The following is a 12,408-nucleotide window of genomic DNA, read 5'->3' as shown; positions in this document are numbered from 1 at the left end:
ACCGCCGGGGGCGGCGAGGGCGGCATGCCCGGCGGCATGGACTTCTGACGCGGGCACCTCCGCCGTGCGGACAGTCGCACCCCCAGGCTCCTTCCACCCCGATCCCCCGATCCCCCGACCCCATCCGACGATTCCCAGAAGGACAGTTCGTGACAGCCACTACCAAGGTCGTACTCAGACCACTGGACGACCGGATCGTGGTCCGGCCCGCCGACGCCGAACGCACCACCGCTACCGGGCTGGTGATTCCTGACACCGCCGCGGAGAAACCCCAGGAGGGCACCGTTCTCGCCGTCGGCCCCGGCGTCCGGGACGACAGCGGCAGGACGCGCATCCCGCTCGACGTCGAGGTCGGCGACACCGTCCTCTACAGCAGGTACGGCGGCACCGAAGTGAGCTACAACGGCGAGGACCACCTCGTGCTGGCCGCCCGCGACGTGCTCGCCGTCATCGAGAAGTAGCGAGCGGCGCGACGCCGACGGGAACTGCCTGTTCCAGGGGCCCGGGCGGGGGAAGAGGGTGTGCCGATCCCCGCCCGGGCCCGTGACACGTTCACCCACGGTGTCGCAGGGCGGCCATGGGCCACCGCACCGCACCTCCGCACCGCGCGCGCTTGACCTGAACCTTCGTTGAAGTCTGATCATGGCCTCCTGTCACTGGAGGTGGATGACCATGAGAACGCCACGAGCATGGCCCGACCTGGCCCGGCCCGAGGCCGGCACCGTTCTGATCAGCGAATGGATCGTGGGAACGCCGGAGCGGCAACGTGCGGCGGCGAAGGCGCTGCTCGGCGAGTGGGAGCAGCTGTCCGCCCGGTTCAGGCCCGAGGCGTTCGTGCAGCTCGCCTGTTTCGCGAGTGCGGATGGCGGAGTGCTCCTGAGCCATGCGCAGTGGGCGAGCGACGAGGCCCATCTCGCGTTCGTCCGTGCACACCGGGCCGCCATGGTGAGCCGCATCGACCAAAAGGTGCCGGGGATCGAGCGACCCGGGCTGATGCGCTTCCGACTGCTCCACAGCATCGTTCCCGAGACGGCTCCAGAGCCCGCTGACGCCATCGTCGTCGTGGGTGCCAGGGCCCGGACCGCGGAGGACGCCAGGCAGTGGGCCGACGGCCTCGCGGCCGAGCTCCGGGAGACGCCGGCTGCCGGCTGGGGACCCGCGCACGTCCTGGTGCGCACGGACGGCCTGCACGTCCTGCTCCACGCACCGACCACCCGCGCGGATCACGGGGGAGTACCGCTACCGGCTCCCACCGCGGAAGTGCAGGTGCATCCTCCGCAGCACTACCACCTCGTCGGGAGCGTCCGGGGTCCGCGGTGCACCCGCCGCTGAGCGGGCGTTCCGCGGAAACCCGGCGCTGAGAACGGGCCCTTGGGCCACGATCACCGGTAGTAGGGCGCTCGCCCGGGGACTCGGGGCCCGATCACCGCGCCGATCGTGATCAGTGCCAGGCCCGCGACCATCGTCCACGGGCCGGGGCCGAGGTCGTCGAGGTGCTCACCGCTGTCCGTCAGCACGATCAGGCTGATCACGTGGTACAGCAGGCACAGCCCGGCGATGACGGAGATCATGATCCGGGTCGGGCCGGTGTTCCCCTCGCCGAGGCTGCGCTTCATCAGGCCACCGCGCCTCCTGATGCTCTCCCTGGAACGGAGGGAGCCCAGGGTCCACAGCGCGGCCGGGATCGCGGCCAGGAACAGCGCGATGATCGCACCCTGCGGGAAGTAGATCAGGTTCCACTGGTCACTGGCGCTGCGGTCGTCGACGAAGGCCGCGGCCTGGTCGAGCCCCTTGTTGAGGTCGGAGAAGCCCATCTCGTTGACCCAGTTGAGGGCGAACAGGCCCACCAGGGCCAAGACCGTGCCGAGCAACACAGGTGCGGCTCCCCAGCCGGGCAGGGTCAACGGCGGCTCCTGCTGCGGACCCGGCATTTGCTGCGGTGGGTAGGGCTGCTGGGGTGGGTAGGGCTGCTGCGGTGGATAGGACTGCTGGGGTGGATACGGCTGTTGCTGGGGCGGGTAGGGCTGCTGCGGAGGCTGTCCCTGCGGCTGCTGCTGCCACTGTGGCGGGTACGGGCCCTGCTGCGGCACCTGCCCTTGCTGAGGTATCTGCCCTTGCGGCTGCCACCCCGGCTGCTGCGGATGATTCTGTCCGGCGCCTCCGTGTGTCATGACCGACAACTTAGCCCCTGCCGACCGCTCTTGCGCACCCCCATGCTCATCTGCGCGCTTCCTCCGTTCGCCATCCAGCGAGCGACGCCCCGTTCCGGTGCTCGGCCACCGAAGCGGGGAGCCCGCGGCTCGGGTCATGGGTGGCGTCACATAATGGGACGATGCAGCCCACCACCGCGGGTGAACGTGCCGACCCGGCCGGCTGGGACGTCGCACGTCCGCAGCGCCCCAGCCGGATGCCCGGTGTCACCATGGCCGGGTTCCAGGTCCCCGGGCCGCTCGCCGGCGGCCTGCGGGTGGTTCCGCACCCGGCCGTGATGCTGGCCCTGACCTTCGGTGCCGGCGGACCCGTCGTGGACGACGGCACCGGGCGGCAGCAGCGGGGAAGCCTCGTCGCCGGGCTCGGATTCGGGCTCGGGGGCGCCGTCCGGGTGTGGGGGGAGGACGTCGGATGCGTGCAGGTGCGCCTGTCCCCGGTGGTGGCACGCGCGGCCCTGGGCGCCTCCCCGGCCGATCTGGACGGCGCCGTGCCCCTCGACGACCTGTGGGGCCGGGAGACGGCACGACTGAGCGAGCAGCTGGGAGACATCACCTCATGGGAGGAGCGGTTCGCGTTCCTGGACGCGGTGCTCCTCAGCCGATGCCGGGAGAAGGCGCCGGTGGACCCCGAAGTGGCCTGGGCCTGGGGTCGGATCGTCGCCAGCCGCGGTCTCGTCCGGGTCGACCGGCTGGCGGCCGAGCTGGGCTGGAGCCGCAAGCGCCTGTGGTCCCGGTTCCATGCGCAGACCGGCCTGCCACCCAAGCGTGCCGCGAAGCTGGTCCGCTTCGACCACGCCGCGCACCGCCTGGTCGCGGGGGTGGGCGCGGCCCGGGTGGCGGCGGACGGCGGCTACACGGACCAGTCACACCTGAACCGGGACGTCATGGCGTTCACCGGGGTGACACCGTCGACCGTGGCAGGGGAGCCCTTCCTGACGGTCGACGACAGGGCATGGACCGGTCACGTCGGCCGCAAGCGGCTCGCGAACCGCTCGTCAGCCCCCGAAGGTGAGCACCAGGCGACCACGGGTGCCGCCGGCCGCCAGCCGCCGGTGGGCCTCCGCGGCCTGCGCCGCGGGGTACGTACCGGCGACCCGCAGCGTCAGCCTGCCCTGCTCGACGAGGCCCCGTAGCGCGTCGAGCCTGGCCCGTTCGGTGGCGTACTCGCGGACCATGACGGGGTGGTAGGTGATGCCACGTTCGGACGGACCGGTGTAGGAGCGGACCGTCGCGATGCGCCCGCCGTCGCGCACCGCGCCGATCACCTTGTCGTCCAGGACGGCTCCGTCGGCGAGCCCGTCCACCCCGTCCGGCACGGCCCGGCGGATGTGCTCGGACACGTCGTCGCCCCGGTCGACGACGATGTCGGCGCCCAGCTCCCGCACCAGGTCCCGGTCGCCCGGGGCGGCGTCGGCGACCACGCGCAGGCCCTCCGACCTGGCCAGTTGCACCACATAGCCGCCGTACACGCCGGCCGCCCCGGTGACCGCGATGGTCTGCCCGGCCCGCAGGCCCAGCAGATCGAGGGTCATCCGTGCGGTGAGACCGTTCATGGGCAGCGTCGAGGCGGCGACGTCGTCCGTGCCGGCCGGGACCCGTACCACCGAGTCGGCGGGCAGCACGACCTGTTCCGCGTAGCCGCCGTGCGTGCCCCGCGGCAGCACGATGCCCATGACGTGCTCCCCAGCGACCAGGTCGGTCCTGGTGCCCGGGCCGACCTTCTCCAGCACACCGGCCACGTCCATCCCGACGACGTACGGTGTCCCCTCCTTGCGCATGTCCGCCGCGCGGGCGCCGCTGCGCCGCAACGTGTCCGTCGGGCTGACCGCCGCCGCCAGCACCCGTACCCGCACCTCGTCGGCACCGGGTTCGGGAGTGGGCAGCTCCACCTCATGAAGTACGTCGGGACCGCCGAACTCGGTAAATCCAATTGCCTTCATGATCTCAGCCAACCACACGGCACGCGCCGTATTCCCGGCACACGACCGGCCAGGCCCCGGACCGGGTCACGCCGGGTGCGCCACCGGTCCCGTGCCGTCCGCCTCGCTCGCCGGCCGCGGTGCCGTGGGCAGGTGTTCGAGGCGCAGATGCAGCAGCCGGAGGGCTTCGCCACGGCCCGGGACGCGCTGCCGCAGGTCCAGGAGGGGCGCAGCCAGCGCGCGAAGTCGCTGCGGGTCCTGCAACTGCGCCCACTGGTGGTGGGCCCGATCGACGGCGGCTTCGACATCGGGGTGATCGGCCGCCTGCCGTTGGCCGTCGAGGCGGGCGGAGGCCGCCTGCATCCAGAGTGCGCAGCTGTGCGCGGCGTCACCGGCGAGGCGGGCCAGGTCGGCTCGTACCTCCACCCAGTGGATCGCCTGCGTGGACCCGGGCCCGTGGGCCCGCAGTGCGGCGCTCTCCCAGATCGCCACGATCGCGGCGGCCTCGCTGTGCCGCCCGGCCTGCGCGGCGGTCAGGATCGCCGGGTGCGGATCGATGCCTTCTTCGAGCCCGCCGGCGGGCACGTCGGCCGGGGGCGGCGCCTTGGTCGCCGTGGGCCGGGGGCGGGATGCGGCAGCCGGACGAGGGGCGGTGCGGTCGACGGCCAGGAGGAGCGCGCCGTCGATCCCGGCCTGGGCGGCGGCGTGTTCGTGGAGCTGGGCCAGGGGCAGGTAGGTGCCACCGCGCCACATCGCGGCGATCGCCTTCAGGTAGGCGGGCGGTGCCGGCTGGCGATGGCGCCCCGGCGGGGTGATGTGCCCGTACAGGCGGACCCCGGGGGCGAGGGCCGGCCCGGCTGGTTGCAGCTGCCGCCACGCCTCCGCGTCGGCGAACAGGTCGGCCAGCACCGTGGTGGTGCCGGGCCGGCGCGCGGCGAGCTCCTGGGCCAGCCAGGGCCACGGCAGTGCGGTGTAGCGCAGCGTGCTGCGGGTGGTGCGGGCCAGGGCGACGTGGAGTTGGTGCTGACGGTGGTCGAGGTGGAGCTGGCCGGCGAGGTAGAGGGCGAGCGGGCCCGGCGCGGCAGCCGCGGCGCGTATGCGGGTGAGCACGGTCTGCGGGTCGATCGGGTCGGCCAGTTCGATCACGGTGGATGCCGACGTGCCGGTGAGCACGTGCGCGGGCACCACGGCGAGCGCCGGCAGCACCGAAGCGGCGTCGACCAGACGCCCCTTGCCCGTCGGCGCGGCCGCGATCAGTAGAGCGGTTCCCTTTTCCGAGCCAGGTTCCGTGTTCTCCTGTTTGCCCACGTCAGTACGGTAACCGCTGCGGTGTCCAGCCGTACAACAGGTGAGTGGAACCGGCCGTCACGGGGGTGGGCGCCGTTCTCGTCCACCCCCGTGCAAACGGGCCTGCATGCATATGCCGTAGTCAGGCGACGTTGGAGCCGCGGGGTCAGTACAACACCCAGAGATTCCACTCAACGGTGTCTCCGCCAGGCGAAGTCGGTGAGGCGGTGCAGTGGTAGTCGCGCCACTCTCCCCTCAACTGGCGTACGAACCCGACGTTGTCGCACTCGGAAAAGGTCGGGTAGGCGTCAACCCACGTGTAGGCCTCGGCAGTAGCCGGAGCCCGGGTCGAGGTCGTCGCGCCGGTGGCGGCCGGCAGCGTGGCTGCCGTGGCCGTCGACGGCACGGCCAGCAGGGCGCCGGCGGCCAGCGCCGTGCCACTCAGCGTGAGTGCCGCTCGTTTGATGGCGAACATCTGGGGTCCTTTCGTCTCATCGCGCCGTCCGGCCGGTGCGCCGGAGCGGGATCGCGTGTTCCGCGCGGCTACGAAGAGCACTGCGGCTACGAAGAGCACTGCGGAACGGGACAAGAGTGGCGGTGGCCGTGCCCGGATCGCGCCCAGATCGCGCCCAGGCACTCACGTCCGACGGCCCCGGCCTCCCCCGGCCGGGCGCCAGGCGCGTAGTGCGTCGTCGGTCAGGCCGTGCTCGCCCTGGACCATCCGGCGGTCGCCGCGGAAGAACACGGCCGGGGACGCGCCGAACGCGGGGTCGACGCCGTCGTGCCACTGGTCGAGCCAGGGCTGGAGTTCCAGCAGTCCGGCGAGGAACGGCTTCAGCTCGTCGCCGGTCAGGGCCTCGTGCGTGGCGATGTACGCGTCGAGGGCGTACGCCTGCTCGCGGTGGTCCCAGCCGGCCCAGCCGTACAGGTCGGGCGTGGCGACGTTGCGCTGGCCGTAGGAGATGAAGCGTTCCCTGGGGATGTCGAGTTTGCCGCGCGCCCGCCAGTAGGAGGGGCGCAGGAAGTCGGCCGAGGTGTACTTGGGGGGTACGGGGATGGCGTCGCGTACCTTGCGTCTGGTCACCTCGTCCGGGGCGGCGTCCTCCTCGCGTTGCAGGTCCCACACGTGTTCCCAGTCCTCCCGCTTCTTCAGCCCGGACGGCTTGTACCGCAGCGCCGCGAGGAACGGCACGTGCTCGTCCGTCAGCAGTGCGGCGACGACGGACGGCAGCGCGTGGCGAGGGGCGTAGATCCTGGCCACGGAGACGAAGTCGGCGTCCTGGGAGAGGGCGTCGGTGAGCCGGGAGAGGGTGGTGAGGGCCGGCAGGCCGGCGTCGTCGAACCAGTGGGTGCGGCTCTCCATGCGGTCCAGCAGCCATCCGCGCAACGCCTTCTCTTGCAAAGCGTCCCAGCCTTCGGTGGCCCATCGGCGCTTGTACTCGGGGCGCTCCATCATCCCGACGGCCCGGGACGACTCGATCGCGTCGATCCGCTGCTGCACCACGTCGCGGTAGGCGGCGGGCCAGTGCCCGGGGAGGTCGGTGCGGGGGGTGGCGCCGTGCCGTGTGAACCATTCGTCGCTCGCCTCGCCGGCGGCGACGCGCCGGGCGAGAACGATCTCGAAGGCCCGTTCACCGAGGGCGATCGGCACGACGTCGGTCGGGTCGGCGTGCTCGGCGGCCGACAGGTCCGCGGACGAGAGGCCGTACAGCGCGTAGACCTGCCAGTCGAGTTCCTCCTGGAGGGCGATCATGCGGGCGCGGGTGGCGTGCCAGGTCGCGCGGTCGGCGCGCAGGGTAGCGGCCAGCGGGGTGCCGTGCGCGACGGTGGTCGCGGGGTCGACGGCGGTCAGCTGCCGGGCCAGGCGGTCCAGCGCGGTCGCGACACGGGTGGGGAAGGCGGTCGGGAGCGGGAACTCCTCCAGCTTGGTGCCGGTGAACTCGTAACTCCACGACCAGGGCTGGTCCGACTGCCCGCCACCGGACTCGGGGCTGCCGCCCTTCTTGTGGCTCACCATCTTCAGCCAGAAGCACGCGGCGGAGCTGTTGAGCAGCCCCAGCAGTTGCAGGTGCTCCGTCTCGGTCGCCCCCTTGCGGAGCTTGATGACCGGTGCGGTGCGGTTGAAGAGGTGGCCCTCACGGTCGAGCACGAAATGGTTGTGGGTGGCGATGAAGGCGAATCCGATGCCGCGTTCGGTGGCGAGCTTGCCGCTGTAGTTCTCCAGGTGGACGTACCAGGGCCGGCCGTTGTCGTCCAGGGTCCTGCCGAAGATCTGCCGGCGGCGCAGACGTGTGCGGTCGAGCCACAGGAGCCGTGCCACGAGGGGGTCGGTGTCCGGGACGGGCTGGGCCTGCTGCTGGTCCGCGTAGGGGTTCGCGGTGGGGATGTAGGAGGTGAAGCGGAAGTCCCGGACGCAGTCCCCGACCGCGAGGTGGCGGACCCGGTGGTCCAGGCCCAGGCGGCGCGCCGCCGCCGTGTCGGGGAAGAAGAACGCGTCGTCGGCGCCGGTGGACGTGGTCCTGCCGATGCTGGACGCCACGTCCTTGAGCGTGCCGGACGCCGTCCGGGCGAGCTGCTCCACCATTTCCAGCCCGCCGTCGGTCAGGATCCACGGCTGCCTGCCGAAGTAGCGCTCGCGGTCCAGATCGCTCACCGAGACCCATCGGCCCGTCGACCCGGGCGCGTCGATCTGGTCGACGATCGCCTGCCACACCAGTCCGGTGTCGCCGTGTTCCGGCGCCGCGGGCTCGCCCTGGATGCTCCGTACCGTCCGCACGGTCGCCGCACGTCCGGCGCCCGAGCGCTGCCGGCCGATGAGGATCACCGTCGGCGTGCCATGCCCCGGAATGTACGCCCCCGACGTGTCGATGACCTCCGTCAGCTCGACCTTGTGGGCGAAGTACTCCTCGATGAGCCTGGTGCCGAACTCCCGCTTCATGAAGGAGTTGGCCGTGATCTGCCCGACCAGGCCGCGCCCGTGTCCCTCGGAGTCGCCCGGCCGGGCCAGCTCGAAGAAGCGCTGTGCGAACGGGACCGTCAGCGCGTACCCGCCGGCGCACGCGCTGTACAGGTCCCGGTAGAGCTGGTTGAGCGTCCTGTCCTTGACCGTGATGTACGGCGGATTCCCCACGACCACGTGGTAGCGCCCCGGGTCCAGGATGCCGGGATGGTCGCGTACGTCCTCCGTCGCGTAGCTGAAGTCCGCCGGCTCGTCCCGGTCGTCGGCCGTGAACTCCAGCTCCCCCTGCCCGTCCGGTCCGGACCCGGCCCGTATCCCTATCTCCGTCTGCCGGGTCTTGATCAGGGAGTCGCCCACCGCCAGGTGGATCGGCCAGGTGTAGCGGCCGGCTTCCGCCAGCGTCCGTACGTTCGCCGCCGCCATCGCCGCCATCAGCAGCCGGAAACGCGCGATGGCCACCGCGAACGGATTGACGTCCACGCCGTGTACGGAATCCAGTGCGGCCCGCACCCGTTCGTGCAGGTCGCGCCCCGGCCGGTCGGCGCCCCACCGCCGCACGAGACGTCGGAAGGCGCCCAGGACGAAGTGCCCTGACCCGCAGGTCGGGTCGATCACCAGCAGGCCCTCGTAGCCGAACTCGCGCACCGCGGGGTCCATCGTCCGGTCGAGGATGAACTCCTCGACGAACTCCGGGGTCTGTAACAGCGCATACGTCCTGCGTGCGGCCTCGCTCAGGTCCTGGTACAGGTCTCCCAGGAACCGGGTGTCCCATCCCCGGGTGCCGTCCTCGTTCAGCGGGTCGGTGAAATCGTGTACCAGGGCGCCCGACTCGTCGCGCTCCCGCCAGAACGTGATCAGCTCCCGTGCACCGTCGTGCGAGAGCGGAATCTGGTACAGCGGATTGTGCCGGCGGTCGAACAGCAGCCGCCCCGCCTGCCCGGCGCCGAGTTCCGCGAACGCCCGCTCGAGCCAGCCGCGGAACGTCGGATCCGGGTCCTCCGCCACGTATGCCTCGTAGCGTGCCAGCGCCAGATCCCGCCGGTCCTCCTCCGGCGCCGTCAGATACGGCTCGGAGATCAGCCGGTTGTCCTCGCAGAACCGCACGAAGACCGTGCCGAGCACCCATGCCACCGCGACCTGCGTGATCCGCTCGCCGAGCCAGGAGTTCCAGGTGGCCGCCGTACGGCCCAGCTTGCGTGCCTGCGCGTACTCGGCGCGCAGCCTGGCGCCCACGTCACCGGCGAACCCGACCTGGTCGGCGAGATCCGCCTCGACCGCTTTCACCTGCTGCTTCACATCGTCTAACAGGGCCCTGCGGTCGATCACGCGATGTCTCCCTCGGCGGTGCGTGCCTGACTGGTCCGTGCGTGACGGGTCTGCGCCCGTGCGGTGCGGTCGCCTTCGGCCGGTCGCGGGTGGCGGGCCCGCACCACCCGGGTGTCCGGCGGGCCACCGTCCAGCAGCGCGCGGACGCGCGGCTCCACCGCACCGCCCGCCGTGCGCACGTAGCCGGCGAACTTCACGGCGCCCCGTGACCCGGGTTCGGCCGCGTCCGCCTTCGGCAGCGCCTGCCACGTCGGCTTCGTACCGGGCGGCACGAGCGCGTGCAGGGCCGCCAGGAAGAGGCCCGTCACCGAGACCGGCCGGGTGCCGGGCGCGCTGGAGCACCGTGGCCCCGCGCCGGGCGGCGTTCGCCACGGAACGCCGGATGGTGGCGTCCGAACCGTTCGACCAGGCCCGCCTTGGATCGGATTCCGGCAGCCTCCGGCAGCTGGCCTCCAGGCCGCGGCGCTGGTGATCGAGCTCTGACCCGGTGACCGTCGTCCACCGACCGTCCCGCATACGGTGCCCCCACCCCGTCGACTCCGGAGACGGCCATCAGTCACTATCTGAGGCCCTGTCAGCAGTGCCGAATCATCCTAACGACGACTTATATGTCTGGTGGCGGTGGGTGACCCGAGGGGTGCGTGGTGAGGGGCGACGGTGATGACGGTGGGGGATGGGGGGTGAGACCTCCGCCCCGGGGTGGCTGGCTGCTCGGCGCCGAGGATGCTGAGATCGGGGTCCAGGCGGGCGGTGCAGTCGGTCGACCGGGTGTCCCCGCAGGGCTGGTCGTCGCGGAACCGGCGGGTGTCGAGGATGGTGAAGTCGGCGAGCGTGCCGTAGGCCGGCCGGCGGTGCAGCCGCATGTCGGGGCCGACCGGCAGCTGGGCCCTGCGGAACGGCAGGTGCTCGTACATGGCCTGGAACGCCGCCGCCCCGCGCTGCCGGAGGACCGCAGGGTCCTGGTCGGGCTCGGCGGGCGGAGTTCCATCGGCACTACGGCGAGTCGACGGGCGATGACCCGGCGGCACGTGCCGCCGGGCTCCCGTACACCGCGTACGCCAGCCAGCTCGGGTCGCCGCCCTGGCAGCGGATGGCCTGTCGCGCGTGCAGGGAGGCCTGGCCGAGTGTCCGGCCCCGCGTGACCAGGTGCTCGTAGAAGGCATCGGCGAACACGAGGGCCGAGTCGGAGCGCACCGGCCACAACGTTCCGACGAACGCCCCGGCTCCGGCGCGCAGGAACTGCGGCGCCCACCCCAGGCTGGTGGCGAACCAGTCGATCTCCCCGGCGCTGCGACAGGCATTGAAGAAGACCAGGGGCCGAGCCGCCCGCAGAGCACCGGACTGGGTGGCGTACGCGAGATCGATGGGATCGAAGGGACCGTCGGCCATGGTGACGTGCGAGCCGGCGCTGTCGAAGGCGTTGTGGCAGGCGAAGTGCAGCAGCCCCGCTCCTCCTCCCTCGATCAGATCACTCACCGAGCTGCGGTGCGCCAGCATGCCGAGAGAGGTGGCGGTGCTCCCCAACCTGGATTGCAGCGCACTCACCTCATGGACCGCCTCAGGGGGTGAGCCCGGAGGGACGACGAAGGCGACCCGGTCCAACGACAGTTCTCGCACCCTTTCCTGCCCGAAGACCCGGCGCACCACGGGGAGCCATTCGGCGAGGAATCCGTCCCCTTCCTGGTCACGGTCGCGGGGGTAGAGCAACTCCCACGGCACGGCGTCATGCTCGCCGAGCACCGTCAACGCCGTGATCCGATCGGCCTGCTCCCAGAACTGCCGCCGCACGGCATCGGGCACCGCACTCGCCCACAGCTGCACGCCGAGGTTGCGCAGCCGCCGACGAGCCCGGCCCTGGTCGTCCCCGTCCCCCGGGCGGGCCGACGCGGCGGTACGGCGCAGCTCGTCGTAGATCAGCTCCCGGGCACCGTAGGCGTCCCCCGCCATCAGCCGGAACGACTCCGGGGCATAGGTGGTCTCGCTCAGCAACTGGAAACTGTGCGAACCGTCCGCGCCCTTGAGTACCTGAAGGGTCATCTCCCCGGGGTCGAACGCCAGCGTGGCCAACGGAGCACTGCGGGCGGGACCGTCCCGGGTCGGGACGCCGCTCTGCACGGAGATCTGCGCGTGTAACTCCCCCAGAAAGGTCCCGCCCCGGAAAGCCCGTACGGTCACGGTATGAAGGCCCGGCTCCGTGGTCCGCAAACCGAACCGCAACACGTCCGAGTCTCGCCCCGGCAGCACGATCAACTCCTGCTGAAGGTCACCGAGCGCCAGGAGCTCCGGCGCATGCACGGTGATCATCAGCCGGGCTCCTTCAGCCGGTACGGGAAAGCCACGAAGGGGTATGCCCACATCCCTCGGACCCCGCGTGACCTGCACATGCAAGGGCACCTCCCGTCCTGGAGGCGCCTGCTCGGCCAGTTCAGCCGTCAGTCGGCGCGGCGCACCATCCGCATCTGCTGTGTCGGCCGGGAACGTCGGTGGGGTGGGGGTGTGCCGATGACCGTGATGGCCGGTGTGGGTATCGGCATGGGCATATCGGTTCTCAACGTCGGTCGTGTGATCTTTGATGGCCCTCGATGATGGAACCTCGGCATGCTGCATCGCCGTGTCGACGAGGTCCATGGCGCGCTGCATGGGCAGCCACTTCAGCATCGATTCCGCGTCTCCGCTGACCACCTGGGGGACGCCCATGTGCTTGAGC

10 protein-coding genes and 1 pseudogene are annotated in these 12,408 nt (G+C 71.6%); 3 read left to right on the top strand and 8 right to left on the bottom strand.

What is annotated here, in order from left to right; genetic code table 11:
• The first annotated feature begins 149 nt into the window (after nucleotides 1–149).
• Together groES and NQO67_RS43230 are read left to right on the top strand one after the other, a co-directional pair.
• Nucleotides 150–461 (top strand): co-chaperone GroES, encoded by a 312-nt coding sequence (gene groES / locus NQO67_RS43235; protein WP_255956147.1) that lies wholly within the window; start codon nucleotides 150–152, stop codon nucleotides 459–461.
• A gap of 211 nt (nucleotides 462–672) precedes the next feature.
• On the top strand, nucleotides 673–1,332 hold the full coding sequence (locus NQO67_RS43230; RefSeq protein WP_255956146.1) for an antibiotic biosynthesis monooxygenase: 660 nt from the start codon (nucleotides 673–675) through the stop codon (nucleotides 1,330–1,332).
• Between the two features lie 50 nt (nucleotides 1,333–1,382).
• Here the strand turns inward: NQO67_RS43230 and NQO67_RS43225 are convergent, their stop codons facing one another.
• Entirely contained in the window at nucleotides 1,383–2,171 is a 789-nt protein-coding gene (locus NQO67_RS43225; RefSeq protein WP_255956145.1) for a hypothetical protein, read from the bottom strand.
• 236 nt (nucleotides 2,172–2,407) lie between these two features.
• On the opposite strand from NQO67_RS43225, the pseudogene NQO67_RS43220 reads away from it, so the two are divergent.
• Nucleotides 2,408–3,172, top strand: a pseudogene (locus NQO67_RS43220) (AraC family transcriptional regulator); the annotation flags it as partial.
• Between the two features lie 33 nt (nucleotides 3,173–3,205).
• Here the strand turns inward: NQO67_RS43220 and NQO67_RS43215 are convergent.
• The 7 genes from NQO67_RS43215 to NQO67_RS43185 form a co-directional block, all read right to left on the bottom strand.
• On the bottom strand, nucleotides 3,206–4,150 hold the full coding sequence (locus NQO67_RS43215; protein WP_255956144.1) for an NADP-dependent oxidoreductase: 945 nt from the start codon (nucleotides 4,148–4,150) through the stop codon (nucleotides 3,206–3,208).
• 66 nt (nucleotides 4,151–4,216) lie between these two features.
• Complete coding sequence (locus NQO67_RS43210) at nucleotides 4,217–5,437, bottom strand: hypothetical protein (protein ID WP_255956143.1); 1,221 nt, start codon at nucleotides 5,435–5,437, stop codon at nucleotides 4,217–4,219.
• A gap of 145 nt (nucleotides 5,438–5,582) precedes the next feature.
• Complete coding sequence (locus NQO67_RS43205) at nucleotides 5,583–5,891, bottom strand: hypothetical protein (RefSeq protein ID WP_255956142.1); 309 nt, start codon at nucleotides 5,889–5,891, stop codon at nucleotides 5,583–5,585.
• A 162-nt stretch (nucleotides 5,892–6,053) separates the two neighbouring features.
• Nucleotides 6,054–9,701: a BREX-2 system adenine-specific DNA-methyltransferase PglX gene (gene pglX, locus NQO67_RS43200; RefSeq protein ID WP_255956141.1), complete on the bottom strand. Its 3,648-nt coding sequence runs from the start codon at nucleotides 9,699–9,701 to the stop codon at nucleotides 6,054–6,056.
• Entirely contained in the window at nucleotides 9,698–10,009 is a 312-nt protein-coding gene (locus NQO67_RS44755; protein WP_374119313.1) for a hypothetical protein, read from the bottom strand. The genes pglX and NQO67_RS44755 overlap by 4 nt, the downstream gene beginning before the upstream one ends.
• Nucleotides 10,010–10,294: 285 nt before the next feature.
• Complete coding sequence (locus NQO67_RS43190; protein ID WP_308295756.1) at nucleotides 10,295–10,729, bottom strand: alkaline phosphatase D family protein; 435 nt, start codon at nucleotides 10,727–10,729, stop codon at nucleotides 10,295–10,297.
• A complete protein-coding gene (locus NQO67_RS43185) occupies nucleotides 10,695–12,005 on the bottom strand; it encodes a CHAT domain-containing protein (RefSeq protein ID WP_255956140.1) in 1,311 nt (436 codons plus the stop codon). The genes NQO67_RS43190 and NQO67_RS43185 overlap by 35 nt, the downstream gene beginning before the upstream one ends.
• Nucleotides 12,006–12,408: the final 403 nt, after the last annotated feature.

It is taken from the genome of Streptomyces odontomachi, assembly GCF_024435355.1.
In the GTDB taxonomy this organism is placed as follows: Bacteria; Actinomycetota; Actinomycetes; order Streptomycetales; family Streptomycetaceae; genus Streptomyces; species Streptomyces odontomachi.
Note: the sequence above shows the minus strand (reverse complement) of the source record. Positions and strands in the feature narration are given on the sequence as shown.